Here is a 26,831-nt window from a genome sequence, read left to right on the forward strand (position 1 = left end):
GCCGGGGCTATCCGATCGAGACGCGCGCCTCGTCGTCTGCGCTTGCATGCGCGGCTTGCGGCCGCGGCAGGCCGAGATTCTCGCGCAACGTGTCACCCTGATACTCGCGCTGGAACAGGCCGCGGCGTTGCAGCTCGGGCACCACGAAGCGCACGAAGTCCTGGTAGGTGCCGGGCACATGGGTGGCGGCGACGACAAAGCCGTCGCAGCCACCTTCGCAGAACCAGCGCTCCATCTGATCGGCGACCGCCTTGGGCGAGCCGACGAAGGTCGGCAGTTCGGCGAGTGTCCCGCGCCCGCTGAACTGCACGAAGTCCCGCGGCGTCGGATTGGGCTTGCCGCTGAGATTCATCACGCGGTCGCGGATTGCCTGCAATCCGCTGATCGAAGCCAGCTCGTCCGACGTGAACGGTTCGTCCATCGGCTTGGCCGCGAAATCGTAGTTCAGCACCTCCGACAACAGCGTCAGCGCATCAATCGGCTTGGCGAGCCGGCTGATCGCCGCGAATTTGTCCTCGGCCTCGGCCTGGGTCTCGGCGACGACAGGATAGACCGCCGGCGCGATGCTGATGTCCCTGCCCGTCTTGGCCAGCGTTCCCTTGAGGTCGGCATATTGCTTCTTCGCAAGGTCGAGATTGGGATAGATCACGAAGATCAATTCGCCCCAGCGCGCCGCGAAGGTCTTGCCGCGGCCGCTCTGCCCGGCCTGGATGATCACCGGATGGCCCTGCGGCGAGCGCGGCACCGTGAACGGGCCGCGCGAGCGGAAGAACTGCCCGTGATGGTCGAGCCGGTGCACCTTGGCCGGGTCGGCGAACAGCCCGCTCTCGCGGTTGAAGCTGACGGCGCCGTCCTCCCAGCTGTTCCAGTGGCCGAGCACGACCTCCATGAACTCGTCGGCGCGGTCATAGCGCAGATCGTGGCTGAGATGCTGCGAGGCACCGAAATTCGCCGCCTCGGAGTCGTTCAGCGAGGTCACCACGTTCCAGGCCGCGCGGCCGTTCAGCAGCAGGTCCATCGTTGCGAACACCCGCGCGACGTGGAACGGCTCGTAATAGGTGGTCGAATAGGTCACGCCGATGCCGAGCCGCTCGGTCGCCAATCCCATCGTCAGCGCGACCGAGACCGGATCGAGCTTCGCCGCGCGCACGCCGTGGCGGATGGTCTCGCGGAAGTCGTCGCCGAAGCGATCGGGGATTGCGAGCCGGTCGTCGAAGAAGGCGAGATGGAACTTGCCGTGCTCCAGCGTGCGCCCGATCTCCTGATAGTAGTCGCGCGAGAACCAGTTCGGCTTCGAATCCGGATGGCGCCAGGAGGCGGGATAGTTCGAGCAATTCTGGGCCTGCAGGAAGCCGATCAATTTCATCTGCCTGGTCATGGCGTGGTTCCTTCGTGGCCGCGGGAGAATTGGGGCATGTCAGATCACCCCGTCGCTGCGCAGCGCGGCGAGCGCCGCCGCGGTTGCGCCGGCAAGCGAGGTCAGGACTTCGTCGGTGTGTGCGCCGAGCGCGACGCCGGCATGCCTGAACTGCGGCGGCGTGCGCGACATTTTTGGGATCGCACTCGGCACCGCGATCGGGCCGGCGCGGGAGGGCACCTCGGCGATGTTGCCGCGGGCGCGGTATTGCGGGTCGGCGAAGATGTCACTGATGCTGTAGATCGGCCCGCAGGGCACGTCGTAGCGCTCGCACTCGGCAAGCGCCGTCTCTAGCGGCATGGAGCCGATCCAGTCGGCGACCATCCCGTTGACCTCCTCGCGTCGCGCCAGGCGGCCGGCCATGGCTGCATAGCGCGGGTCGGTCGCGAGATCCGGCCGCCGCATCGCCTGCGCCAGGCGCTCGAACATCTTGTCGCTCGAACAGGCCAGCGCCACCCATTTGCCGTCGGCGGTCTGGTAATGGCTGTGCGGCACGACATTGACCGTGTCGGCTCCGAGGCGTTCGCGGACGAAGCCGGTCTTGGCGAACACGGTCGCCATTTCATCAAGCAGCCGAAACACCGATTCATAAAGCCCGATATCGACCACCTGCCCGTGTCCGGTGGCTTCGGCATGGCGCAGCGCCAGCAGCACGCCGAGCGCGCCCCATAGCCCGGAAATATAATCGGCGAGCGAGGTCGATCCCGGCATCACCGGCGCCCGTCCCGCCTCGCCGGCAAGATAGGCGAGCCCGCTGAAGCCGTGCGCGATCCGGGCAAAGCCGGGCTTGTCGCGCAGCGGGCCGTCCTGCCCATAGGCGCTGACGCGCAGCATCACGAGTTTTGGGTTGATCTCGCGCAGCGCCTCGAAGCCGAGTCCCCATTTCTCCAGCGTGCCAGGCCGGAAGTTCTCCAGCACCACGTCGGATTGGCGGACCAGCTCGCGAAACAGCGCGGCGCCACGCTCGCTGCGCAGATCGAGCGTCACCGACTTCTTGTTGCGGGCTTCGCTGAGCCAGACATAGGTGTCGCCGCAGTCGCTCGGCGTTCCGAACCGCCGCAAGGGATCGCCGACACCTGGCTGCTCGATCTTGATCACCTCGGCGCCGAAGTCGGACAGCACCGTCCCGCAGAACGGCGCCGCCACAAAGGTCGCGATGTCGAGCACGCGAATTCCGGCAAGCGGTGGTTCATGCGACATCGCGCGCTCCTGCCCTGCCCGCTGCCTGAATTGCGTCATGGCGGTCGATGATCGCCTGCGCGCGCTTGAGCACCGCAAGATCGATCAGCACGCCGTCCTGCCCGAAGGCGCCGTCGCCGCTGGCGCTGGCGGATCGAATCTTGGCCGTGATCTCGCGCGCCCAGCCGATCTCCCGCGCGGTCGGCGAGAACACCTCGTTGGCGGTCTCGAGCTGCGAGGGATGGATTGCCCATTTGCCCTCGAAGCCGAGCGCGGCCGCCCGCGCCGCACTGGCGTGAAAACCTGCGGCATCGCCGAAATTGGCATAGGGGCCGTCGATCGCACGCAGGCCGTGGGCGCGGCATGCATTGGCAATCCGGGCCAGCGCGAAGTGCCACTGGTCGTTCCAGTGCACGCGGCGCGCACCGCCCTCGTCCGCATCGGTGAGCACGGCATAGCGCGGATCGGAGGCGCCGATGATCTCGCCGCAGGTGCGCAGGTCGATCGAGTAATCGCCGATGCCGAAGATCACAGCCTCCAACCGCTCCGACGCCTGCACGATGTCCTCGACATTGGCAAGGCCAAGCGTGGTCTCGATCAGGATCTCGATGCCCAGCGGCCTTGCGCGCGGGAACTCTCGCTCGAGCCCCGTCAGCAGCGCATCGACGAAACGGACGTCGAATGCGGTGCCGACCTTCGGCACCATGACGATGTCGAGGCGCGGCACGCGGCTGGCGATCTCGATGATGTCGCGATGCGCCCACTCAGTGTCGAGGCCGTTGATCCGCACCGCCAGCGTCTTGTTGCCCCAGTCGATCCGGTTCAGCGCCTCGATCGCGATCTCGCGCGCCTCGGGTTTTCGCGGCGGCGCAACCGCGTCCTCCAGATCGAGGAAGATGAAATCGGCGGCGCTACTCGCGGCGCGTTCGAAGAAATGGGTCGAGGTCGCGGGAACCGCGAGTTCGGAACGCTGGACGCGGCGGGTGCGCGGCTTGGTGACGGTGAAGGACATGAAGCATCTTTTCTGCATCGCGCCGCAGGATCGTCTCCCGCGGCCAACACAACCATGCTAGATGTCCGGCACTGATCTTTCCAACGAGATTATCTTAAGAACTGTTCAGTTCTTCGGGACGATCCCCTGCAGGGCAAAACGATGTCGCAGATCAATTTCAAGCTGCTGCACATGTTCATCGCGGTCGCCGAGAACAAGAGCTTTCGCCAGGCCTCCGAGCAGCTCAATCGCTCGCAATCCGCGGTCAGCATGCAGATCAAGCTGCTGGAGGACCAGGTCGGCGCCGCCCTGTTTCATCGCACCACGCGGCGCGTCGAGTTGACCGCCGAGGGACTGCAATTGCTGACGCACGCGCGGCGTGCGCTCGGCGAATGGGAGAACGGCCTGCGCGAGATCCGCGAGGTCATCGACATCCAGCGCGGCACGCTGTCGCTGGCCTGCGTTCCGACCATTGCCGCGACCATCCTGCCGCAGGCGCTGCATGCCTTCCAGGCGAGCTATCCCGGCATCAACATCAATCTGCGCGAGCTTGCGGCCGAGGACATGCTGGACTGCCTGCGCCGCCGCGAGGCGGATTTCGGCATCGGGCCGGAGATGGACGGCTCGACCGAGTTTCAGTTTGCGCCGCTGTTCAACGACCCGATCTATGCGCTGGCGACCAAGGCGTTTCCGTTTCGCAAGCGCAGCGCGGTCGACCTGACCGAGCTGTCCGCCTACCCGATCCTGCTCAACTCAAAATCGGCGGCGCTGCGCTCGATGCTGGAGCGCGCGCTCGCCACGCGCAATCTGCAGATGAAGATCAAGTTCGAGGTCGAGCACAGCTACACGCTGGCCGCGCTGGCCGGCGCCGGCCTCGGCGTCGGCATCCTGCCGAAGGTCGCCTTGCCGCGGCCGATCAGGAAGACGATGCAGGCGCTGCCGATCGTCAATCCGACGCTGGAGCGCACGGTCTGCATCGTCTCGCTGCGCGGACAATCGTTCTCGCCGGCCGCCGGCGCGCTGACATCAGTGATTCACAAATTCCTCAAGCCGCGCCCTTAGGTCTGCCGGGCCACCCCGCAGAACGCGCCGCCAAAATAGATCAGCGGCGTCTCCCCCTCACGTAGATGCATCGCGCGGACCGCGCCGACGAAGATCGAATGCGTGTCGTGCGCATGCTCGTCGATCAGCTCGCAGTCGAGCCCGATCAGCGCACCCTTAAGGATCGGCGCGCCGGTCGCAAGCGACAGCCAGCCGTCGGCGTCGGAAAACCGATCGTCCCGCTCGATGCCGCGGCGGCCGGCGAACACGTTGGCCAGCTCGGCTTGGTCGGCGTGCAGCATGTTGACGCCGAACGCGGCGGTGCGCCGGATCAGGCCATGCGCGCTCGCCGAACGGTTGACGCAGGCGATCAGCCGCGGTGGCGTGTCCGACAGCGAACAGACCGACGTCGCCGTCATGCCCGTTCTGTCGCCCGGCCCGCCCGCCGACAGGATCGTCACCGCGCCGGCGTGGTGGCGCATCGCCGCGCGATAGGACGCGGGGTCGACGTCGTGGTGAAGCGCGCCGGCGGTCCGTGCGGCGGTAGAGAGCTGGCTGCTCGGTGCGATCATCTGACTGTTCCGCGCAAGTGACAAGGATGCCGATCCTATAGGTCAGTCGAACCGATCGCGGAAACGCAAATATCTAACGAGTTGTTCAGTTCAGCCGATCAATGCCGAAAGGTCCGGCAATCCCCAGTTCGCCTTGGGCAAAAACATAACGTCGATCGCGGACTATGACGCTGTCATCGATCCAATCCGCTAGCGCCGCATGGAAATGAGTGGCCGCCAGGTTGGCGATCCCAAAGAGGCCGCGCAGGCGATGCTGAAGCTCGCAATGTCGGCCGATCCACCGGCGCATCTGCTGCTCGGCAGCGGTGCCGTGCGGCTGGTCGAGGACAAAATCAAACTGCAGCGGGCCGAATTCGACGCGTGGAAGGGCGTTTCGCTCTCCACCGACGTTGCCTGAGTGGCGTCAGCCGCTCGAACAAGAAGCCAGAGCTTCAGTCCTGATCCAATCAGAACCGAAGCTGTAGCGAACTTTGCCGTCCATCAACCGGCAGACTAGATGAACTCATTGCACAAGCGCCCTGGCCTTCACTGGCGGTGTACCGTCCAACTCGGCAATCCGCCGTTCAATCACACCGATCACGTATTTCGAGAACGGCCCGAAGTGCAAGTACAGCGCCATCAGCATCACGATGTAGCGCAGCGCGCCTGGATTGGACTTGGCGACCTCGACGAAGACCTTCCAGAACGGCTCGCGAACCTCCGGCAGGGCATTTATGATCTTGTGTACGCCTTCGATGCCGCCAAGCCTCTTGCGCATGTCGCCATCCGGCAGGTCGCGGCGCCGGTCCGACCGGTCGAGCATGACAGCAAGCCGCGACAGCCGTCCTGCATATTCCGTCGGGCTGTACACGTGCCCGAGCACAGCCTTGTAATCCGTGAGGATGTCACGAAGCGGACGCTTGGTGTCGAAATTGCAGCCCAGCGTGCATTGGTCGCCCGCCTGCTCGACCTTCATGAGATCATGGCCCTCGTGCAGTCGGCCTTCCTGGGCCAGCCGCCGCGTCAGCTGTGTGCCAGGCAGCGCATAGAGCAGTCCAACCATGCAGACTGGAATGCTCGCCTCCTCGATGAAGTCGATCATCGCCTGTGCCATCGAGACTTTCTCGGTATCGAACCCGACGATGAAACCCGCGGTGACGAACATGCCATAGTCATAGATCTTGTGAACGCTCTCGGCGATGTTGCGCCTGGTGTTCTGCTTTTTCTTCATCTGCACGAGGGTCTCTGGATCCGGACTCTCAATGCCGACGAAAATGCCGAAGAAGTTGGCGTCCTTCATTGCCTGCAGCAGTTCGCTGTCGTCAGCGATATTGATCGAGGCTTCGGTCGAGAATTCGAACGGATAGTCCCGCTCTTCCAGCCAGGCTTTGAGCCGCGGCAGCAAGACTCGGAGGTTTTTCTTGTTGCCGATGAAATTGTCGTCGACGAAATCGACATGCCCTCGATAACCATGATCGTAGAGCGCTTGCAGCTCGGCGAGAATCTGATCGGGAGTTTTGGTACGCGGCACGCGCCCGTACAGCTCGATAATATCGCAGAACTCGCAGGTAAACGGGCAGCCGCGCGAATACTGCACGCCAATGAAGAGATAATGCTCGAACTTGATCAGATCGTAGCGGGGCATCGGGCTTAGCGTGACGTCGATCTTGAATTTCTCGGCGGTGAACACGCCCTTGCGCTCACCGCGTTCCCAAGCGGCGATGAATTCCTCGATGATGTGCTCGGCCTCGCCGATCACCTGGAAGTCCGCATCCGCGTAGAGGTGCGGGCTGGAGGAGACGTCGGGCCCGCCGACACATACCGGCTTGCCGTGCCGGTGGGCGAGATCGATCAGGTGGAGAAAATCAGGCTGCTGGTTGAGCATACCGCCGATCATGACGAGATCGGCCCAGTCGAGGTCCGCGTCGGTCGAAGGCTCGGTGTTACGGTTGACGAGGCGAATCTCCCAGTGCTTCGGCAGCATGGCGGCCACGGTGATCAGTCCGAGTGGCGCCGCCGGATACTTCGCGCCGACGAGTTCGCAAGCCTCCGTATAGTTCCAGAAAGAATCCGGAACGAACTTCGGATAGATCATGAGGACGCGGCAGGGACTCGTCATGTTGCTCCGGTCCGTACCACAAAACCTCAAGGCTCAAGGGTACATTCGCTGGTCGATACAGGCATTAAGTGCTCAAAAGGTGGCGGATAGCCAGACGATATTTCGTCTTGCCGCGAGCCCGGTCCTATCCCCGGGCCTGCCGCGGTCAGCTATTCCGGTCAAAATCACTCACCCGCCGGCGCGCGCGTCCAGCGATAGCGCACGCCCGGCTCCCTCTCCCCGTTGCCGCTGCCGTCGGTCTCCTCAACCGCGACAAAACCGCGCGTCTCGTAGAAGCGGCGCGCGCGGGCGTTGCGTTGAAACGTCCAGAGCTGCAGCCGGTCCGCGTCTTGCCTTGCGATCTCGAGCAGCGCGCCGCCGATGCCGCGGCCCTGCGCGTCCGGCAGCACATAGAGCTGCTCGATCCAGTCGTCATGAAACGCAATCACGCCCCGCATCGCCGCGCCGTCGAACGCCCCCCATAGCGTGCAGGTCGCAAACATCTGCTCGCGGTAGAACCAGCGATCTTCGTCGGGCGTGTGCAGGCCGGCGAGCCACGGCAGCGCCTGATCGAACGCGGTGCGATGCACGCGCGCGGCGGCATCCATGTCGGCCAGCGTGAGCCGCCTAATACTCAACCCCGAACTCGTCATAGAGACGGCGGAACACGGCGGGCAGCACTTCGGTGAGATCTTCCGCGATCAGGCCGGGGCCCGCCTCGCTCGCGCTCTCGCCGTGCATCCAGACGCCGATGCTGGCCGCCTCGAAGGCCGCGACGCCCTGCGCCAGGAAACCCGCGATGATGCCCGACAGCACGTCGCCGGCGCCGGCGGTGGCGAGCCACGGCGGCGCGTTGGCGGCGACGGTGGCGCGGCCGTCGGGAGACGCGATCACCGTGTCGGCGCCTTTCAGCAGCACCACCGCGCCGGAGCGCTCGGCCGCCGCGCGCACGCGCTCGAGCTTGGAACGGCCGGGATGCTTGTTGGAGATATCGCTGAACAGCCGTGGAAACTCGCCCTCATGCGGCGTCAGCACCACCTGCTGACCGTCGCTTGCCTTGATCGCCTCGAACAGCCGGTCCGGCGCACCGGCAAAGCTGGTCAGCGCGTCGGCGTCGAGCACCAGATGCCGCTGCGCCGACAGCGCGGTGTGGACGAAGTCACGGGTCCGCGCGCTGACCCCGGCGCCGGGACCGATCACGCAGGCATTGAGGCGCTTGTCGCCGAGCAGCTCGGCGAACTGGATCGGGTTGTCGACCGCGCGCACCATCACCGCGGTCAACGCCGCGGCATTGACGGCAAGCGCTTCACGCGGCGAGGCCAGCGTCACGAGGCCGGCGCCGGCGCGCAGCGCCGCGCGCGCGGCGAGCCGTGCCGCCCCGGTCGAGGCGAGATCGCCCGAGACCACGACGGCATGCCCCCTCGCGTATTTGTGGCCGTCGATCCGCGGCACCGGAAACGACCAGCGCCAGGCCTCCGGCAAGTTCTCCGCGGTCAGCGGCTTGATCTCGTCGAGCACCTGCGCGGCGATGCCGATGTCGGCAACGCGCACCCGGCCGCAATACATCCGGCCCGGCAGCAACAGATGCGCGGGCTTCTTGCGGAAGAAGGTGACGGTCTCGGTCGCCTGCACGGCCGCGCCCATCACGGCGCCCGATGTGCCGTTGATGCCGCTCGGCAGGTCGACCGCCAGCACCGGCGTACCGTTGGCATTGATGGCCGCGATCATCTCCAGCGGATCGCCCTTCACCGGCCGGTTGAGGCCGGCACCGAACAGCGCGTCGATGATCAGCGCCGGCTTGCCGAGTGCCTGCGGGTTGAACGGCAGCACCGGATATTTCCAACCCTTCGCCGCCAGCGCCGCGTCGCCCTGCAGGCTGTCGCGCTCGCAGAGCAGGATCACCGAGACCTCGCGGCCGCGCGCGGCAAGCTCTGCGGCCGCAACGAAGCCGTCGCCGCCATTGTTGCCGCGGCCGGCGACCACCACGATCGGCCCCTCCTCGACCAGGTCCATCGCGGCTTCCGCGACGGCCTGGCCGGCGCTCATCATCAGCGCGAAGCCCGGCGTTCCGGCTGCGATGGTCAGCCGGTCGGCGCGTTCCATCTCGGTCGTCGTCAGAACGTCCATGCCGAATCCTCAATCGCTTCGCCTTTTCGAGAGGCAATTCCTGTGACGTTCGCGGGGTTTCTACTGGCTGACTGCATACGGATTGATCTATTTGCCTATTTGTTAGGCTTGGATATCATAGCCCATGTGGTTCGATATCAGCCGATTGCCTGTTAAAAGGCTGATAACATTCCGAAATCGGGGACCTTAACAACTTGGCATAGACCCTGCTTTTGAGGAAGCCGCGCGCAAGGCCGCTCCATGCGACCATTGCGCGTGTTTCCGGCCACCGGCCGGAAGCCTTAAGACCAACCAGACTGCGCCCCACGCGCATCGAACTCGACCCTGCAATCTGCAATGCCCGGGAGGCGCTCAGTGAAGAAGATTGAAGCCATCATCAAGCCCTTCAAGCTCGACGAGGTGAAAGAAGCGCTCCAGGAAGTCGGACTGCAAGGCATCACCGTCACCGAGGCCAAGGGATTTGGCCGCCAGAAGGGCCATGCCGAACTCTATCGCGGTGCGGAATACATCGTCGACTTCCTGCCCAAGGTGAAGATCGAGATCGTGATCGGCGACGACCTGGTCGAGAAGGCGATCGACGCGATCCGCCGCGCGGCGCAGACCGGCCGGATCGGCGACGGCAAGATCTTCGTCTCCAACATCGAGGAAGCCATCCGCATCCGGACCGGCGAATCCGGGCTGGACGCTATTTGAGGGCGGTGCTATCCGAATTTTCTGACGGCTAAAGAGAAAAAAGGCTGCTTCGGCAGCCTGATTTCGTTTGTGCAGTCACACGAACTCGCCAAAAGCGGGAATAACGTCGCTCTCCGCTGGAAACCGACCCGCACATCCATAAGGGGTATTCATGAAGACCGCCAAAGACGTCCTGAAATCGATCAAGGACAACGACGTCAAATACGTCGACCTGCGCTTCACCGATCCGCGCGGCAAGTGGCAGCACGTCACCTTCGACGTCAGCATGATCGACGATGACATCTTCGCCGAGGGAACGATGTTCGACGGTTCGTCGATCGCCGGCTGGAAGGCGATCAATGAATCCGACATGTGCCTGATGCCCGACCCGGTCACCGCGACGATCGACCCGTTCTTCGCCGAGACCACCATGGTCATCACCTGCGACGTGCTCGAGCCGACCACCGGCGAGCCCTACAACCGCGACCCCCGCGGCATCGCCAAGAAGGCCGAGGCGATGGTGAAGTCGATGGGCGTGGGCGACACCGTGTTCGTCGGTCCCGAGGCCGAGTTCTTCGTGTTCGACGACGTGCGCTATTCGGCCGAGCCCTACAACACCGGCTTCCGCCTCGACTCCTCCGAGCTGCCGATCAACTCGGCGACCGAATATGAGGGCGGCAATCTCGGCCACCGCATCCGCACCAAGGCCGGCTACTTCCCGGTGCCGCCGCAGGACTCGGTGCAGGACATGCGCTCGGAGATGCTCGGCGCGATGGCCAAGATGGGCGTCAAGGTCGAAAAGCACCACCACGAGGTGGCCTCGGCCCAGCACGAGCTCGGCATGAAGTTCGACACCCTGACGCTGATGGCCGACCATATGCAGATCTACAAGTACTGCATCCACCAGGTCGCCCACATCTACGGCAAGACCGCCACCTTCATGCCGAAGCCGGTCTATGGCGACAACGGCTCGGGCATGCACGTCCACCAGTCGATCTGGAAGGACGGCAAGCCGACCTTCGCCGGCAACAAATACGCCGACCTGTCGGAGACCTGCCTGCACTACATCGGCGGCGTCATCAAGCACGCCAAGGCGATCAACGCCTTCACCAACCCGTCGACAAACTCCTACAAACGTCTGGTCCCGGGCTATGAAGCCCCCGTGCTGCTCGCCTATTCCGCGCGGAACCGCTCGGCGGCCTGCCGCATCCCCTACACGGCGAACCCGAAGGCCAAGCGCGTCGAGGTGCGTTTCCCCGACCCGATGGCCAACCCCTATCTCGGCTTCGCCGCGATGCTGATGGCCGGCCTCGACGGCATCAAGAACAAGATCGATCCGGGTCCGGCGATGGACAAGGACCTCTACGATCTGCCGAAGGAAGAGCTGAAGCAGATCCCGACCGTCTGCGGCTCGCTCCGCGAGGCGCTCGAGAGCCTCGACAAGGACCGCGCGTTCCTCAAGAACGGCGGCGTGTTCGACGACGACTTCATCGACGCCTATATCGAGCTGAAGATGACCGAGGTCGCGCGTTTCGAAATGACCCCGCACCCGGTCGAGTTCGAGATGTACTACTCGCTGTAAGTTTTGCGGCACCGACGAAATGCGAAAGGCGCTTCCACCGGAAGCGCCTTTTGTTTTGCGGGGTGTCGCCGTCGCGCGCGATCCGTAGGATGGGTAGAGCGAAGCGAAACCCATCATCTCGAAGCTTGCACCGGCGCGATGGGTTTCGCTTCGCTCTACCCATCCTACGAAGGGCGGCTACACCTTCGCCTTGGCGAGCCGCCGTCCGCCGGCGTCGAGCGCGCCGAATTTGCCCGCGATCATGTCGGGCGTCGGGATCATCCCGCCGAGCGACCAGCTCGCCGGATCGCCCTCCTCGATCTTGACCCAGACGTTGCGGCGGAAGTCCGGGTTGCCCTGCCCCTCGATCTCGACCATGAGATCGGTGACGCGCTCCAGCAGCGCCTGCTTCTGCGCGACATCGAAGATGCCGCGGACGGTGGAAATGGTGACGTAAGGCATGGTCTCTCTCCATTGCTGAGGGTGTGACAACGCAGCGAAGATGGACCGGCACGGCACAATCAGGCAGTGGCCGATCGGACAGAGATCGGGCAATATCTGCCACCGCCCGATTGCGCTGATCGGCTAGCATACGGCAAATTCCGGAGGTCCCATGAAGCTTGCGATCCTCGCGCTGGAAGGCTGCATGCAATCGGCGGTCGCCGGCATCGCCGACATCCTCACCCTCGCCAACCACGTGATGCAGTTGCGCGGCGGCAAGGCGCGCTTCAGCTGGCAGACGCTTTCGCTCGACGGCAAGGCGGTGCGCGCCGGCGGCGGCAAGTTGCTCGCCGTCGATGGTGCGGTGAGCAGGCGGACGGCGTGCGACGCGATCATCGTGCCGGGCAGCCTGGTCGATCATCTCACCGCAGAGCGCCTGCAGCCGCAATATGACCGTGCCGGCGCCTGGCTGCGCCGGCAGCATGCCAGCGGCCGCTTGATCGGCGCGTTCTGCAGCGGCGTGCTGCTGCTCGCCAATGCCGGCCTGCTCGACGGCCGCCGCGCCACCATCACCTGGTGGCTGCAGAGCGAGCTTCGCCGCCGCCATCCCAGGGTCGATCTCGCCGGCGATGCCGTGATCACACAGGCCGATCGCCTGGTCTGCGCCGCCGGCCCGATGTCGTGGGTCGATCTCCTGCTGCGGCTGATCGAGCTTGTCGAAGGCGCGGAGGTCGCAAAAATTTGCGCCGACTATGCGGTGATCGACACCGCGCAGCGCACCCAGGCGATCTTCATGCCGCTCGGCTACATGCTCGGCCAGGATCCGCTGCTGATCAAGGCGGACATGCTGGTGCGCCGCACCGGCAAGACCCCGATCACGGTGCGCGGCCTCGCACACGCGCTCGGCCTCAGCGAGCGCACGCTGAACCGCCGCTTCCGCGAACTGACCCACGAGCCGCCGCAGGCTTTCATCATGCGCCGCCGCGTCGAGCACGCCCGCACGCTGCTGGAGACCACGGCACAGCCGATCAAGGCGATCGCCCGCGCCACCGGCTATGAGGACGAGAGCAGCTTTCGAAAAGCCTTCCGCAAGCTCACGCTGACATCGCCGCAGGCCTATCGCGCGCAGCGATCGATGCGCGCGGCCTGATCGGCGGGAAGCCCCGGAAGACTACGGTCAGCAACGCTGACGAACCTGATGACGTGCTGCGAACCGCACACAAGGTTGTGTTTCCGGGATCGACAACGCCTGGGCTCGGGTGTTCACTGCCGCCAAGGACTCGAAAAGCGGCCTCCGATAAAACACGCATTCATTTTCTGCATGGGGAGAAACGAGATGTCTTTCGTCGCTCGACGAATGGCGGCGCTTTCGACCGCCATCACCATTCTCGCTGTCTGTGCTGGCAGCGCATTTGCCCAGAAGAAATACGACACCGGCGCAACCGATACTGAAATCAAGATCGGCAACATCATGCCCTATAGCGGGCCGGCATCGGCCTATGGCACCAGCGGCCGGGCCCAGGCGGCCTATTTCCGCAAGATCAACGCCGAGGGCGGCATCAACGGCCGCAAGATCAACTTCATCTCCTACGACGACAGTTACAGTCCGCCGAAGACGGTCGAGCAGGCGCGCAAGCTGGTCGAAGGCGACGAGGTCCTGCTGATCTTCGCCTCTCTCGGCACGGCATCCAACGGCGCGATTCAGAAATACATGAACGTGAAGAAAGTACCGCAGCTGTTCATTCAAACCGGTGCCACCAAGTGGAACGATCCGCAGAACTTCCCGTGGACCATGGGCTGGCAGCCCAGCTATCAGAGCGAGGGACGGATCTACGCCAAGCACATATTGAAGGAAAAGCCGAACGGCAGGATCGCGGTCCTCTACCAGAACGACGATTATGGAAAGGACTATCTCAAGGGCCTGAAGGACGGCCTCGGCGACAAGGCGGCGTCGATGATCGTCATCGAGGATGCCTATGAGGTGGCCGAGCCGACCATCGACACGCACATCGTCAAGATGAAATCGATGAATGCCGATGTATTCGTCGACATAGCCACACCGAAATTCGCGGCGCAGGCCATCAAGAAGACGGCCGAGATCGGCTGGAAACCGCTGCACATCCTCAACTCGGTCGGTTCCTCGCTCGGTGCCGTGATCCAGCCCGCCGGCTTCGAGAACGCGCAAGGCATCATTTCGGTGGCCTACCTGATGGATCCGCTCGATCCGCAATGGAAGGACGACCCCGGCATGAAGGCGTTCGACGAATATCTCTCCAAATATTTCCCCGAGGGCAATCGGGCCGACGGCCTGATTGTGACAGGGTACAATGCCGCCCAGACGCTGGTTCAGGTGTTGAAGCAGTGTGGCGACGATCTCACGCGCGCCAACGTGATGAAACAGGCCGCCAACCTGAAGGCCTTCCGGACCACCAACCTGCTTCCCGGCATCACGATGAACACCAGCCCGATCGATTTCGCGCCGATCAAGCAGATGCAACTCAGACGACTCAAGGGCGAGAGATGGGAGCTGTTCGGGCCGATGCTCAGCGCGGAAGTGGGCGGTTAGCGCGATCTGTAGGATGGGTAGAGCGCAGCGAAATCCATCACCCTCGCCCCTTTGCACAGGCGATGGGTTTCGCTTCGCTCTACCCATCCTACGGGGGCCGCACTACACCCGGAACAGCTTCGCGTACTTCGCCTTGATCTCCTCGGACTGCACCTGCACCTGAGCCGGATCGGCTTTCAGCATTTTCAGTTTGTCGAGCGGCACGTGCCCGGCCTTCTCCTTCACCTTGGCGTGGAACGAGCGGTGCGCGAATTCGTCGGCCAGCATCTGCTGGGTCTCGGCGCTGAAGAAATAGCTCTGGAACAGGCGCGCGGCATTCGGGTTCGGCGCGTTCTTGAAGATGCCGCTGGGGACGATGATCAGCGGCGCGCCCTCGGTTGGATAGACCACCTCGACCGGCTTGCCCTGATCCTTGGCCAGCACGAGGTTATAGTCGTTGCCGTCGGCCATCACCGCGCGCTCGCCGAGCAGGATCTTTTTCGGTGGATCGGCCGCCGACTGCACCTGCATCACCCGCTGCTGAGAAAGCTTCTCCAGATACGGCCAGCCGAGATCGCGCGCCAGCACGAAGGTCGCGGTCATGATCGCGCCGGAGTAGCTCGGGTGACCCTTGACGATCTTGCCGCGCCACTTGGGATCGAGCAGGTCGGCGTAGCTTTTCGGCGCCTCCTCGCGCTTCACCTGCTCGGTGTTGTAGCCGATCACCTCGAACCAGGCGCAGGATGTCGCCGAGGTGCCGTCGGGATCGATCTGGTCCGCCGGAAAATGCCTGGCGACGTCCTCCGGCACATAGGCCGCAAGCCAGTCGTTCTTCTTCCAGTCGAGGTAGTGCGCCGGATCGGTGGAATTGGCGACGTCGACGGCGTTGATGCCGCTGCCCTGCTCCTGCGCGATGCGCTGGAAGATGCGTTCCGCACCGGAGCGCTCGACGCGGACGCTGATGCCGGGATATTTCTGCTCGAAGTCACGCGCGAGACGCTCGGCCGTGTTCAGTTCCAGCGCGCTGTAGAACGAGATCTTGCCTTCCTTCTTCGCTGCTGCGATCAGCTCCGGCGTCACCGCTTCCGCCGGCGGCGGCGCCGCGCGCAGCGGCTCCGCGAATACCATGCCGGCGGCGGTGGCCGCCGTCACCTTGAGCCAGTCGCGCCTCGACCATTTGCGGTCCTGCATTCCATACTCCCTGAGATCGGGCCGTTGACCGGCCGCGCCTTTGTCGCGGGAGCTTAGCGCGTAGGATGGGTAGAGCGAAGCGAAACCCATCAAATAGCGGCCGCATCAGGGATGATGGATTTCGCGCAGTTTATCATCGGGCCGTGCGTTGCGGACCCGGTGGCATCCAGGCCGCGCCGCGGTCTACGTCTTCCCGGGCGGATTCTCGCGCAGAAAGCGTTCGAGATCGGGCTGCACGGAATAGGGCTGTGGAACCGGATCGCCCTGAAAGTCGACCTGAAGATCAAGGCAGCGCCGCAGCACCCGCGCCAGCTCGCCGCGCCGGTAGGGCTTGGTGAGCAGCGGAATGCCGTGGCCGCCACGCCCCTGTTGTGCGGGCAGCACGCCGTCGCTGTAGCCCGAGGTGAACAGCACCCGCAGCGCCGGGCGCCCCGCCATCAGCGTCTCCGCCAATTGCCGGCCGTTCATGCTGCCGGGCATCACGATATCGGTGAACAGCAGGTCGAAGGCGGTGCCACGTTTGACGATTTCGAGCGCGGCGTCCGCGTTCGCCGCGACCAGCACGTGGTAGCCGAGGCTTTCGAGCTGGCCCGTGACATAGTCCCGGATCGTAGGGTCGTCCTCGACGCACAGGATCGTCTCGTCGCCGCCCCTGACGGGCAGATCGTCCTCCTCCGCCGCGCGCTGTGCGGTGCCGTCGGCCTTCGGCAGATAGATCCTGAAGATGGTGCCGCGCCCCTGCTCGCTCTTGACCTCGATGCCGCCGCCGCTTTGCTTGACGAAGCCGAACACCATGCTGAGCCCGAGCCCGGCGCCCTGCCCGACCTCCTTGGTGGAAAAGAAGGGATCGAAGATCTTCTCCAGATGCGTCGGCGAAATGCCGGTGCCGGTATCGGTCACCTCGATCACGAGATGATCGCCGGCGCGCTCGACGCCGCACGCCACGGCGTCGGGAATCCCGAGCTGGATGTTGCGGGTCGCAAAAGTCAGCGTGCCGCCGTCAGGCATGGCATCGCGCGCATTGATGGCGAGATTGACCAGCGCGGCACCAAGCTGGCTGCGGTCGACCAAGGCGAGCCAGGCGTTGCGGCCGAGCTCCGTCCTGATCTCGGTCTGCGAGCCCAGCGTCTGCGACAGCAGCCGGACCACCTCGCCGACCAGGTCGTTGACGTCGGTCTCGGCGGGCTGCAGCGGTTGCTTGCGCGCGAATGCCAGGAGGCTCGAGGTGAGCTGCGCGCCGCGATCGGCAGCTTCGCTGATCAGCTTGGCGATCGCGGCAAGCTGCGGGTTGTCCTTGACGCCGTCGGCGAGGATCTCGATCGTGCCGGTGATCACGGTCAGCATGTTGTTGAAGTCGTGCGCGATGCCGCCGGTCAAGCGGCCAAGCGATTCCGACTTCTGCGCCTGGATCAACTGCTCCTCGGCGATCCGGCGCAGGCTGACGTCCCTGACAAAGGAATTGATGATCCAGCCATCGCCGCGGCGCAGCGCGTTGAGCGACACCTCGACATAGAACCGGTGACCGTCGCGGTGCAGGCACGCCGTTTCATAGCGCATGCCCATGCCGCCGGCCGCGGTCTCCTGCAGGAAGCGGGTGATCCGCTGCCGGTGCGCAAGGCGCAGCTCCTCCGGAAACACCAGTTCGACCACCCGATAGCCGACCGCCTCGGACCGCGTCCAGCCGGTCAGTGCCTCGGCCTGTGGGCTCCAGTCGAGAATGAAGCCGTCCTGGTCGGTCTGGACGAAGGCGTCGAGCGCGGTCCTGACGATGGCCTGCGCCATCTGCTCGCTCTCGACCAGCGCCTGGTGGGCCCGCCGCTGCGCGGTGACGTCGTGCAGCACGGCGACCGCGCCCCGCAGATTGCCGGTATCGTCGCGCAGCGGCCGTGCGTTGACGACAAGACAGACGGCCGGTTGCGGCGGTTGCGGTTTGACGATCAGCTCGAAATCGTCGACATCATCGCCGCGCAGCGCACGCGCCATCGGCGTGTCCGGGATCGGCATCACGGTGGTGCCGTCGGCATAATAGTTCTGGAAGGTGCGAACGCCGGTCAGGGTATCAAAACCAGGTTCGACACTGTACAGCCGCCGCGCCGCGGCGTTGACGATCACGATCATCCCGTGCTCGTCGGCGACCACCACCGGATCGCGGATGCTCTCGACGGTCTTCTCCAGCAGGTGCTGCCTGCTGCCCAATTGGGCCGACAATTCGGCCAGCGTCGCCGCGAGCTGAGCGGTCTCGCCGTCATCGCTTGAGCCGAGCGAGACCTGCTGGCCGCGCGACAGCGCCTCCGCCGCCCGCACCAGCTGGGCGGGCGTCCTGGACAGCGATCTCGCAATCACCTCAGCCGTCATCAATACCACCGCAACCGCGCCACCCGCGAGCAGAATGCCCGGCCAGGTCACGCCATGGATGAAGCCCAGCGCGAGCAGGAGCGCGGCGACGGGAAACATCATCCCCATCGCCAGACGGCCCGACAAATTCATCCCGACCAACCCCTCGTGTCGGCTGCACCGAAAATGGAAAAGGAAAAACAGTATTCGGAAAAGGGGTCGTCGGCGCCGGAGCAAATATCCCTGTTGCTTAGCCGAGTCCGGCGCGGCAATCCGCCACTTTCGTATCCGTATTAGTACGGAGAAAGACCGATTCCGGCGCGCGCTCGATACCGGAAGAATAGCTGCGACCTGTCGACCAGCGGGACTTTCTCGCCAGCAGCGCAACTCAACATACCGAGAATGCGCGTGAGGGCCCCGGGGTACATGTCTGGCGCCACGGTCAGGCACCGGCGGCCGAAGGCGCCTTGCAGGATGCCGACATGGTCCCTTGCAGAACATGGAACGCTCCGCATCCCCGCGCTTCCGGGTCCAGCCCGCCCCTCTCCGTCGCTTGGTGACGCTCTCAACGCCGACTAACGATACCTCGACGTAATGTGCCTCGGCTCCGAGAGGCTTCCGATGTTCGCGCTCGATAGCGTGAGGCGGCCGAACGGCACCCCGATCCACGAGCTCCAGCGCTCCATGGCAAGCGGTGTTCCCGATTGCGGACGAACGATATCTCGGTCAAAATCGTCGGGACAGTTCAGGAAGGGTGAGCTGATAAAAGAAAGACGATGTGACGTACAGGCCGCATCCTCATCCCTGGGAAGCTTAAGCTGCAAATACCCATCCGGGTCCCGTTGAATGTTAGCGCGCCGAGGAGCGGATCTGCTCTCAAGGCGGGTGACCTTGCATTTGATACGGAGCACAAAATGCATTCCATCCTGGATGACAGGGGCGCGGAAGGGCGGCTCGCGAGCTTGGAAGAGCAGCTTTCGAACCTCGCGCGCGAAGCGGGAGTCACTCCTTCCGACCCGCCGACCACTATGAAGGCGTTTCGCGCGCCGCTAGCGACGGTTCATCGATTGGCGGATTGGCGCCACCTGGCTGTTGTCGGTACTGTGTTGGCAGCATGCATTGGTGGCGTTTCTTGGTGGTGGTCGTCACCCGACGATAAGGCGATGGTGGCCTCCTCCGGCCACCCATCGCCTCCCGCGCAAACCCCGCCGAAAGACGCCGCGCCGAAAGACGTTGCGCCGACTGCTGCCGCACTTTCTTCCGACTTGGCGCAGCAGCTTCAACCGATGGCGCGCGATCTCGCTGCCTTAAGGCAAGCGGTCGAACAGCTTGAGGTGAGGCAGGAACAATTGGTCCGCGACCATAAAAACGTCGCGAGCCAACTCGAGGCGAGCCAAGCAGAAATGGCGCGCAGCAAAGATATCATCGACCAGATCAAGGCGACCCAGGATCAGATGGCGCGCGAAAGCGAGACGGTCACCGAGCGGCTCAACGCAAGCCAGGAACAGCTGGCTGGTGTCATCGCCAACGCCGCAGAGCCGAAGGTGAGCCCCGAACAACCAACGGTAACCCCGGAAATACCACTGCCGCGTCCGCGGCCGTCGGCCGATGTTGCCCAAACGCGCAAACCGGCGCCAACCCCGGCGCGGCCGCACGCCACCAACAAACCGCAACCGCCGGCATGGCCATGGTCAGTGCGCTAATGCCGTGACGTGCTTGCTTCCTGCGCGCCATCGACGCGGCGACGGCCCCTACCTGCATTTGCGATCAATGAAGCAACACGAAGAGGCCGCTGGCGCTGGTCAGCGGCCTCCTGAACCTGATCTCAAATGAACGTCTTGGTGGTAAAATCTTTGCCTCAGGTCCGCCGTTATTAGACTGGGAATTCGCCACACAGTGAAGTCCCAACAGGTGCGATGCTCGACGGAACTCTTGTGACGTTGCGGGGACAACACACTTTGCGTCGTGACGCCCTGATTTCGGGACGATCTACTCGCCTGCCGCTCGGCTCGCGCGGATTGGCTCAGGAAAGCCCCGCGTCTTTCATGGCTTCCCAAACCGGCGAGACTGGGCTTGTTTGTCACCGTCTTCACAGACGACGCCACACATTCGGTGTCGTCCCTGCGAAAGCAGGGACCCATAACCACCGATGGTCATTGTTGAGCAGTGCTGCAACGACGAGTCCCCTCCGCAACAACCGCTGCGGAGTATGGGTCCCTGCTTTCGCAGCGACGACAGGGCGTTTTCCGGAGACGACGTCGAGATTAAACGCGCAGGGACGACAGCGTTTGCAGCCCCCCTACGCCGCCCGCCGCCGCTCGCGCAGCGCGTCGCCGAAGGCCTCGAACAGGGCGCGGTTGATCGGATTGCGCTGCGGATCGTATTCGGCGTGCCACTGCACACCGAGCGCAAAACCCGGCGCATCGGCGATGCGGATCGCCTCGATGGTGCCGTCCTCGGCGATGCCCTCGATCACGACGCGCTTGCCGGGCACAAGGATGCCCTGGCCGTGCAGCGAATTGACCCGAATGGTCTCCCGGCCGAGGATTTTTGCGAACGCGCCGCCCGGCGTCAGTGCGACGTCATGACGGTCGGCGAACACAACGGTCGGGTCAGGATGGATTTCGCCGTTCTCCAGCCGCGGCATCCGGTGGTTCATGCGGCCCGGAATCTCGCGGATCTCCGGATGCAGCGAGCCGCCGAAGGCGACGTTCATCTCCTGCAGGCCGCGGCAGATGCCGAAGATCGGCACGCCGCGCGCGACACAGGCCTCCGACAGCGCCAGCGCGACGTCGTCGCGATGGATGTCGTAGGGCTCGTGGGCGGCGCAAGGCTCTGTGTTGAAGCGGGTCGGATGAACATTGGCGCGGGCCCCGGTCAGCACGACGCCGTCGACCACGTCGAGCAAGGCGCCGACCTCGGTGATTTCGGGGCTGCCCGCGAACATCAGCGGCACCGCGCCCGACACCTCGGCAACCGCGCGAAGGTTGCGCTCCCCGACCATCTGGACTGTGAAACGATTTTCGATGCGATGGGCGTTTCCGATCACGCCGACCACGGGCCGTCTCATTATTGAAGTCTCGCGCAATGATTCTTCTAAGTTTGCGACGTTGCGGAGACGATCATGCCTTCGAGTTCCCGCCGGATCAACTGTCTATATCTGCACAGGGGGCCTTGCAGTCCTGCACAGATTCGCGCCCCTCGGGACCCAGAGCCGGCCAGATGCCCACCAATCGCGCCCGGCGCCGCGGCGCGTCAGCGGCAAACCGGCACGCTCCCGCCAGCTTGATCCCGGCGGGATTTTCGCCAAAGACTGCTTCGGACCGTCGCGAAGGGGGAATCACCCGTGACAGACTCGGCTGACAATCGCCTGCAGGCCCGCAACGACTTGGCATGGGCGATCGCCGTCGGCGGCATCGGCGTGGTACTGTTCGCAGCCCTGCTGACCTTCGCCTGGCATTTCGCCGCGACCCTGTTCCTGCTGTTCGCGGGCATGCTGCTCGGGGTCGCCCTCAATGCCATGACCACCCTGCTCGGCCGGCTGACCAAGCTGCCCCACGCGTTGCGACTTGCGATCGTCTGCCTGGCGATGGCCGGGCTGCTGTCCGGCATCGTGTTCCTCGGCGGCACCACGATCGCGCAGCAGGCCACGGTGCTGAGCAACACGATCAAATCACAGCTCGGCAGCGTCAAGGACTTCCTGGAACAGCACGGGGTCGACACCAGCTATCTCGATTTCACCAATGCCGCCGGCGAGGCGAAGGGCGAAGGCAGCGCCGTGACGACAACGACGACACCCGCGCCGTCCCAGTCCCACGGCATCCCCGGCGCCGGCGCGCTGGCCTCCAGCGGCGGCGCCATCATCAGCCAGACGCTGAAGGTGCTGCTGGGCACCGTCAGCGTCGTCGGCAACTTCTTCATCGTGCTGTTTCTCGGGCTCGCCTTTGCGGCCCAGCCAAGCATCTACCGCGCCGGACTGTTGTTCATCGCGCCGGCGAAGTACCGCGCGCAGGCGACCGTCATCGTCGACCGCATCGGCGAGACGCTGGAGCGCTGGCTCATCGCGCAGATCATCACGATGACGGCGGTGTTCCTCGTCACCTGGATCGGGCTCGCCATCATCGGCATTCCGAGCTCGTTCATCCTCGGCATCCAGGCCGGCCTGCTCGCCTTCATCCCGACGGTCGGCGCGATCCTCGGCGGGCTGATCGTGGTGCTGGCGAGCCTGGCGACCGGGTGGATCGCGGCGCTGTCGGCCTTCATCCTGTTCCTCGGCGTCCACGCGCTGGAAAGCTACGTGCTGACGCCGATCATCCAGCGCCAGGCGCTCGACATCCCGCCGGCCACGCTGTTCGCGTTCCAGATCCTACTTGGGGTCGTGTTCGGTATCTGGGGGCTGGCGCTGGCGCTGCCGCTGATGGCGATCGCCAAGGTGATGATCGACCACTTCAAGACGGAGGATCCGGCGCGGGCCGCGTGACCCCTCGTCAGGAGAGCAGCAGCACTGTTCCCGCGACCATCAGCATCACGCCGGCCAGCATCACCATCGGCCAGCGGCTCTTCGGCGGCTGGTATCGCCCCTGCGCGCGCCGTTCGGCGATCAGCGCGGTCTCGTATTCATTGGAGTCCGAGAACAGGCAGGCGAAACCGCTGCGCGCCGAAACCGCGTCGGCTTCGAGCGACATCAGGGCTGACTGCGGATTGCGGGTGCGGATCGACTCCATGCCCGAAAGCATGGGATCGAATGGTTAACCACTCGTTACCACGCTCACACCCGGACGCTCGCCGGCTTTTGCCGCGCCGAAGCCGGCAGGCCTGCGGTCTTGCGCCGCCAGTTCTCCAGCGAGAGCGGTAATTCCTCCGCCGCCTCGACGCGATTGCGGCCGCCGCGCTTGGCCTGGTAGAGCGCAGTGTCGGCCGAGGCCAACAGCACCTCGAGCTCGGTGCCGGCGGGACCGCCGGCGACGCCGATGCTGACCGTGGTGTCGACCGCGCCTTCCTCGCAGGTGATGTTGCTGTTCTCGAAGGCTTCGCGCACGCGCTCGGCGACCAGCACACCTTCCTCCAGCGAGCACGGCAGCAGCGCCGCGAATTCCTCGCCGCCGATCCGGCCCGACAGATCGCTGATCCTGAGGCTGTTGACCACGACGGCGGAGAACAGTTTCAGGATCTCGTCACCCGCGGGATGGCCGAAGCGGTCGTTGATCGACTTGAAGTGATCGATGTCGAAGATCATCACGGTGACCGGCCGGCCCGCAACGGACTCGCGCTCGATCACCCGGGCGCAGGCCTCGGTGAAGCCGCGGCGGTTGAGCATGCCGCTCAGGGGGTCGATCGACGCGGCCGTCTTGTGCACGGCCACCGCGCGGTCCGACACCATCATGAAGATCACGAACACGGTGCCGATCGCGTACAGCACGAGCTCGATCGAAAACAGCGTGACCCAAAAGCTGGAGACGAAATTCTGGCCGTTCAATCGCAGCAGGTCGCCGACCAGGATCGGCAGCATCAGGACGCAACCGTGCGCGACCGGGATGACGATCGCAAGCCAGCGCCGCTGCATCGCGCGGCGGCGCTCGCTCCACAGTTCGGAGGCGGTCAGCGCGGCGTAGATCGCGACGATCCCGGCGCCGATCGTCAGGCGCATCGCGGGATCATCAACCGTCGTCACCGCCCCGATCCATGCGATCGGGCCGAGCACGAGGCCCAGCAGGTTGGCCTTGCGACCGTGGAAAATGCGCGCGGCATTCCAGACCAGGCCGCAGGCAGCGAAGCCGATCGCATTGAGGCCCAGCAGAACCATCGGATCGAGCGTCGAACTGCCGACCGTCCAGACCGCAACCGAGGCCGCGCCGAGCAGATAGGCGGTGCCCCACCATTTCAGCGCGGAAATGTTCTCCTGCCTGCCGAACAACCACAGCATGGCGCCGAGCATGCCCGCGACCATGGTGGCGAACAAATAAAGTGTCGATGGATCGAACGACATAAACTCACCCCAGCCCGGTGTGATGCAACGTTCGCAGGCGCAAATAAATACGGTGATGCAGCGCCACTGCGAGCCCGCAAGCTAGAAGGTGCGAGTTCCAATTTCGTTTGCACGCACACGCAAGTTTTCATGAAAAACTGCGCTAATTCTCGCCGAAGCACGGCCGGTCGGACGCAGCAAAAAGGGCGCCTCGCGGCGCCCTCTGCAACTCGATGTTTGCGGCAATTGCCGCGAATTTTAGAACTCGAATTAGCGCTTCGAGAACTGGAAGGACTTGCGGGCCTTCGCCTTGCCGTACTTCTTGCGCTCGACCGTGCGGCTGTCGCGGGTCAGGAAGCCGCCCTTCTTGAGGACGCCGCGCAGCTCGGGCTCGAAGTTGGTCAGCGCCTTCGAGATGCCGTGGCGGACAGCACCGGCCTGGCCGGAGAGACCGCCGCCGGCGACGGTGCAGATCACGTCGTACTGGCCGTTACGGGCCGCAGCGACCAGCGGCTGCTGGATCATCATGCGCAGCACCGGGCGGGCGAAGTAGACTTCGAACTCGCGGGTGTTGACCGAGATCTTGCCGGAGCCCGGCTTGACCCAGACGCGGGCGACCGCGTCCTTGCGCTTGCCGGTGGCGTAGGCGCGATTGTACTTGTCGACCTTCTTGACGTATTTCGGCGCGTCGGGCGCGGCCGGCTTGACCTGCGAGAGCTGGTCGAGGGACTGCAACGTATCGGACATTATGCGGCCCTCGTGTTCTTGCGATTCAGGGAAGCGATATCGACCTTCTCGGGGCTCTGCGCTTCATGCGGATGATCGGCACCCGGATAGACGCGCAGATTGCCCATCTGCATGCGGCCGAGCGGACCGCGCGGGATCATGCGCTCGATCGCCTTCTCGACGACGCGCTCGGGGAAGCGACCCTCGAGGATCTGCTTCGCGGTGCGCTCCTTGATGCCACCGATGAAGCCGGTGTGCTTGTAGTAGGTCTTCTGGTCGCGCTTGCGACCGGTCAGCACCACATGCGCGGCGTTGACGATGATGACGTTGTCGCCGCAATCGACATGCGGGGTGTAGGTGGGCAGGTGTTTGCCGCGCAGGCGCATCGCGACGAGCGTGGCGAGACGACCGACGACCAGACCTTTGGCGTCGATCACGACCCACTTCTTCGTCACTTCGGCGGGCTTGGCCGAGAACGTGCTCATGTGTGAAATCCGTGAAAAGGAAATCGGCGCCGTATGCGCCGAACTGGGCGGCTTTCTAGAGAAGCCGGGATCGCGCGTCAACGCCTCCGCGATCAAATTACACCAGCGAAAACAATGGCTTGTAAATATGGTGCAATAATACCGCAGAAAAGCCTATTGATTCGGAATGGAATAGGTCGCCGTGACATGGGCAATGGGATCGGGAGACGAGCCGGACAGCAGGTTGACCTCGCCGACCGCGAGCCGCTTGCCGAGCTTGAGCAGCCTCGCCACCGCAAGTACGTCCTGCCCCGGCTGGCCCTTGCGCAGGAAGTTGATGTTGAGGTTGGTGGTCACGGCAAGGCCGACCGGCCCGATCGCCGACAGCAGCACCACGTACATCGCGAAATCTGCCAGGCCCATCAGGGTCGGCCCGGACACCGTACCGCCCGGCCGCAGCATGCGCTCGCTGAAGCGCTGGCGCAGCAGGGCCGTCTCGCCGTCGGCGCTTTCGATCCGGACATCGTCGTGGACGAACGCCTGCGGGAATTCCCTCCGCAGGAACTCCTCCACGTCAGCCACGCTCATTTTCGCTGTCGCCATGCCGTCCCTGCCCTCGCTTCAGCCTGCCTGTTACATTAAGTTGTCACAGAGACCAAAGTGGAATTTCAGCATGTCCGCCCAAGCCGCCCGCGCCGAAGCGCCGCAACGCCAGCCGATCCTGCTGCGTGAGACCATTGGCAGTATCGCGCTACTGACGCTCAATCGCCCCGGAGCGCGCAACAGCCTCTCCGAGGGCCTGATCGCCGAGCTGCACGCCGCCCTGAACGAGATCGGCGGCGACAAGCGCATCCGCGCCGTCGTGCTCGCCGCCAACGGCCCGGCGTTCTGCGCCGGCCACGACCTCAAGGAGCTTACCGCGCGCCGCCGCGATGCCGACCGCGGCCGCGCCTATTTCGCGCAAATCATGAACGCCTGCAGCGCGATGATGCAGGCCATCGTGCGCCTGCCGAAGCCGGTGGTCGCATCCGTCCAGGGCATCGCCACCGCGGCCGGCTGCCAGCTGGTCGCAAGCTGCGACCTCGCGGTCGCCTCCGACGCGGCGGCGTTTGCGACGCCGGGCGTCGACATCGGGCTGTTCTGCTCGACACCGATGGTCGCGCTGTCGCGCAACGTGCCGCGCAAGCAGGCGATGGAGATGCTGCTGACCGGAGAGCCGGTCTCGGCGGCAACGGCGCAGAGCATCGGCCTCGTCAACCGCGTGGTATCCGCGGGCACCGAACGCGACGCCGCGATCGCGCTGGCCGAGAAGGTCGCGCTGAAATCGGCCTACACCGTCAAGCTCGGCAAGGAAGCGTTCTATCGCCAGGCCGAGATGACCCTCGCCGACGCTTATCGCTTCGCCGCCGAGGTGATGACCGAAAACATGATGGCGCGTGACGCCGAGGAAGGCATCGGCGCCTTCATCGAGAAGCGCGATCCGAAGTGGCAGGATAAGTGACTTCCCGTCATTGCGAGCGAAGCGAAG

At 64.5% G+C, this 26,831-nt stretch carries 25 protein-coding genes; 9 read left to right on the plus strand and 16 right to left on the minus strand.

The window, feature by feature from the left end:
• Positions 1 to 7 precede the first annotated feature (7 nt).
• Genes QJT82_RS26965 through QJT82_RS26975 form a run of 3 tightly spaced genes read right to left on the minus strand, consistent with a single transcriptional unit; the run spans position 8 to position 3,608 of the window.
• A complete protein-coding gene (locus tag QJT82_RS26965; protein WP_028340158.1) occupies positions 8 to 1,378 on the minus strand; it encodes an LLM class flavin-dependent oxidoreductase in 1,371 nt (456 codons plus the stop codon).
• A gap of 39 nt (positions 1,379 to 1,417) precedes the next feature.
• Positions 1,418 to 2,617, minus strand: a complete 1,200-nt coding sequence (locus QJT82_RS26970) for a CaiB/BaiF CoA-transferase family protein (RefSeq protein ID WP_028340159.1) — start codon at positions 2,615 to 2,617, stop codon at positions 1,418 to 1,420.
• The gene (locus QJT82_RS26975) at positions 2,607 to 3,608 is read right to left on the minus strand and encodes a CoA ester lyase (RefSeq protein WP_028340160.1); all 1,002 of its coding nucleotides are present in this window, start codon (positions 3,606 to 3,608) and stop codon (positions 2,607 to 2,609) included. The genes QJT82_RS26970 and QJT82_RS26975 overlap by 11 nt, the downstream gene beginning before the upstream one ends.
• Before the next feature lie 141 nt (positions 3,609 to 3,749).
• Between QJT82_RS26975 and QJT82_RS26980 the strand changes: the two genes are divergently transcribed.
• Positions 3,750 to 4,649 (plus strand): LysR family transcriptional regulator, encoded by a 900-nt coding sequence (locus QJT82_RS26980; protein ID WP_028340161.1) that lies wholly within the window; start codon positions 3,750 to 3,752, stop codon positions 4,647 to 4,649.
• On the opposite strand, the gene QJT82_RS26985 is transcribed toward QJT82_RS26980, so the two are convergent.
• Positions 4,646 to 5,200 carry a flavin reductase family protein gene (locus QJT82_RS26985; protein ID WP_028340162.1) on the minus strand — a complete coding sequence of 185 codons (555 nt, stop codon included), beginning with the start codon at positions 5,198 to 5,200 and terminating at the stop codon, positions 4,646 to 4,648. The genes QJT82_RS26980 and QJT82_RS26985 overlap by 4 nt on opposite strands.
• A 250-nt stretch (positions 5,201 to 5,450) precedes the next feature.
• Here QJT82_RS26985 and QJT82_RS26990 point away from each other — a divergent pair, with 250 nt between their 5' ends.
• Positions 5,451 to 5,597: a hypothetical protein gene (locus QJT82_RS26990; RefSeq protein ID WP_155258431.1), complete on the plus strand. Its 147-nt coding sequence runs from the start codon at positions 5,451 to 5,453 to the stop codon at positions 5,595 to 5,597.
• Positions 5,598 to 5,702: 105 nt separating this feature from the next.
• Here QJT82_RS26990 and QJT82_RS26995 read toward each other — a convergent pair whose 3' ends face one another.
• The 3 genes from QJT82_RS26995 to QJT82_RS27005 form a co-directional block, all read right to left on the minus strand.
• Positions 5,703 to 7,298 carry a B12-binding domain-containing radical SAM protein gene (locus QJT82_RS26995; protein ID WP_028340164.1) on the minus strand — a complete coding sequence of 532 codons (1,596 nt, stop codon included), beginning with the start codon at positions 7,296 to 7,298 and terminating at the stop codon, positions 5,703 to 5,705.
• 164 nt (positions 7,299 to 7,462) lie between these two features.
• Entirely contained in the window at positions 7,463 to 7,930 is a 468-nt protein-coding gene (locus tag QJT82_RS27000; RefSeq protein WP_028340165.1) for a GNAT family N-acetyltransferase, read from the minus strand.
• Positions 7,905 to 9,404 (minus strand): bifunctional ADP-dependent NAD(P)H-hydrate dehydratase/NAD(P)H-hydrate epimerase, encoded by a 1,500-nt coding sequence (locus QJT82_RS27005; RefSeq protein ID WP_028340166.1) that lies wholly within the window; start codon positions 9,402 to 9,404, stop codon positions 7,905 to 7,907. Before QJT82_RS27005 ends, QJT82_RS27000 begins: the two co-directional genes overlap by 26 nt.
• A 354-nt stretch (positions 9,405 to 9,758) precedes the next feature.
• On the opposite strand from QJT82_RS27005, the gene QJT82_RS27010 reads away from it, so the two are divergent.
• A complete protein-coding gene (locus QJT82_RS27010; protein WP_011441447.1) occupies positions 9,759 to 10,097 on the plus strand; it encodes a P-II family nitrogen regulator in 339 nt (112 codons plus the stop codon).
• A 151-nt stretch (positions 10,098 to 10,248) separates the two neighbouring features.
• Positions 10,249 to 11,658: a type I glutamate--ammonia ligase gene (gene glnA, locus QJT82_RS27015; RefSeq protein WP_028333940.1), complete on the plus strand. Its 1,410-nt coding sequence runs from the start codon at positions 10,249 to 10,251 to the stop codon at positions 11,656 to 11,658.
• Positions 11,659 to 11,835: 177 nt separating this feature from the next.
• Here glnA and QJT82_RS27020 read toward each other — a convergent pair whose 3' ends face one another.
• Complete coding sequence (locus QJT82_RS27020; RefSeq protein ID WP_028340167.1) at positions 11,836 to 12,099, minus strand: tautomerase family protein; 264 nt, start codon at positions 12,097 to 12,099, stop codon at positions 11,836 to 11,838.
• Between the two features lie 151 nt (positions 12,100 to 12,250).
• Here QJT82_RS27020 and QJT82_RS27025 point away from each other — a divergent pair, with 151 nt between their 5' ends.
• Positions 12,251 to 13,228 (plus strand): helix-turn-helix domain-containing protein, encoded by a 978-nt coding sequence (locus QJT82_RS27025; protein WP_028340168.1) that lies wholly within the window; start codon positions 12,251 to 12,253, stop codon positions 13,226 to 13,228.
• Between the two features lie 186 nt (positions 13,229 to 13,414).
• Positions 13,415 to 14,644 carry an ABC transporter substrate-binding protein gene (locus QJT82_RS27030; protein WP_259243111.1) on the plus strand — a complete coding sequence of 410 codons (1,230 nt, stop codon included), beginning with the start codon at positions 13,415 to 13,417 and terminating at the stop codon, positions 14,642 to 14,644.
• A 102-nt stretch (positions 14,645 to 14,746) separates the two neighbouring features.
• On the opposite strand, the gene QJT82_RS27035 is transcribed toward QJT82_RS27030, so the two are convergent.
• Positions 14,747 to 15,814 (minus strand): extracellular solute-binding protein, encoded by a 1,068-nt coding sequence (locus QJT82_RS27035; RefSeq protein ID WP_028340170.1) that lies wholly within the window; start codon positions 15,812 to 15,814, stop codon positions 14,747 to 14,749.
• A gap of 183 nt (positions 15,815 to 15,997) precedes the next feature.
• Complete coding sequence (locus QJT82_RS27040; RefSeq protein ID WP_245288689.1) at positions 15,998 to 18,271, minus strand: PAS domain S-box protein; 2,274 nt, start codon at positions 18,269 to 18,271, stop codon at positions 15,998 to 16,000.
• A gap of 791 nt (positions 18,272 to 19,062) precedes the next feature.
• Here QJT82_RS27040 and QJT82_RS27045 point away from each other — a divergent pair.
• The gene (locus QJT82_RS27045) at positions 19,063 to 19,851 is read left to right on the plus strand and encodes a hypothetical protein (RefSeq protein WP_080686711.1); all 789 of its coding nucleotides are present in this window, start codon (positions 19,063 to 19,065) and stop codon (positions 19,849 to 19,851) included.
• 596 nt (positions 19,852 to 20,447) lie between these two features.
• Here the strand turns inward: QJT82_RS27045 and QJT82_RS27050 are convergent.
• On the minus strand, positions 20,448 to 21,218 hold the full coding sequence (locus QJT82_RS27050) for a gamma-glutamyl-gamma-aminobutyrate hydrolase family protein (protein ID WP_028340172.1): 771 nt from the start codon (positions 21,216 to 21,218) through the stop codon (positions 20,448 to 20,450).
• Between the two features lie 276 nt (positions 21,219 to 21,494).
• On the opposite strand from QJT82_RS27050, the gene QJT82_RS27055 reads away from it, so the two are divergent.
• On the plus strand, positions 21,495 to 22,628 hold the full coding sequence (locus tag QJT82_RS27055; RefSeq protein ID WP_028340173.1) for an AI-2E family transporter: 1,134 nt from the start codon (positions 21,495 to 21,497) through the stop codon (positions 22,626 to 22,628).
• Positions 22,629 to 22,635: 7 nt separating this feature from the next.
• On the opposite strand, the gene QJT82_RS27060 is transcribed toward QJT82_RS27055, so the two are convergent.
• The 5 genes from QJT82_RS27060 to QJT82_RS27080 form a co-directional block, all read right to left on the minus strand.
• On the minus strand, positions 22,636 to 22,872 hold the full coding sequence (locus tag QJT82_RS27060; RefSeq protein WP_028340174.1) for a hypothetical protein: 237 nt from the start codon (positions 22,870 to 22,872) through the stop codon (positions 22,636 to 22,638).
• Positions 22,873 to 22,916: 44 nt separating this feature from the next.
• A complete protein-coding gene (locus QJT82_RS27065) occupies positions 22,917 to 24,134 on the minus strand; it encodes a GGDEF domain-containing protein (protein ID WP_028340175.1) in 1,218 nt (405 codons plus the stop codon).
• 249 nt (positions 24,135 to 24,383) lie between these two features.
• Positions 24,384 to 24,860 carry a 30S ribosomal protein S9 gene (gene rpsI / locus QJT82_RS27070; RefSeq protein WP_028340176.1) on the minus strand — a complete coding sequence of 159 codons (477 nt, stop codon included), beginning with the start codon at positions 24,858 to 24,860 and terminating at the stop codon, positions 24,384 to 24,386.
• Entirely contained in the window at positions 24,860 to 25,324 is a 465-nt protein-coding gene (rplM, locus tag QJT82_RS27075) for a 50S ribosomal protein L13 (protein WP_016840522.1), read from the minus strand. Before rplM ends, rpsI begins: the two co-directional genes overlap by 1 nt.
• Positions 25,325 to 25,477: 153 nt before the next feature.
• Complete coding sequence (locus tag QJT82_RS27080) at positions 25,478 to 25,906, minus strand: PaaI family thioesterase (protein ID WP_028340177.1); 429 nt, start codon at positions 25,904 to 25,906, stop codon at positions 25,478 to 25,480.
• 70 nt (positions 25,907 to 25,976) lie between these two features.
• On the opposite strand from QJT82_RS27080, the gene QJT82_RS27085 reads away from it, so the two are divergent.
• The gene (locus QJT82_RS27085) at positions 25,977 to 26,804 is read left to right on the plus strand and encodes an enoyl-CoA hydratase (RefSeq protein WP_028340178.1); all 828 of its coding nucleotides are present in this window, start codon (positions 25,977 to 25,979) and stop codon (positions 26,802 to 26,804) included.
• Positions 26,805 to 26,831: the final 27 nt, after the last annotated feature.

The organism is Bradyrhizobium sp. Mp19 (assembly GCF_029952935.1).
Taxonomy (GTDB): domain Bacteria; phylum Pseudomonadota; class Alphaproteobacteria; order Rhizobiales; family Xanthobacteraceae; genus Bradyrhizobium; species Bradyrhizobium elkanii.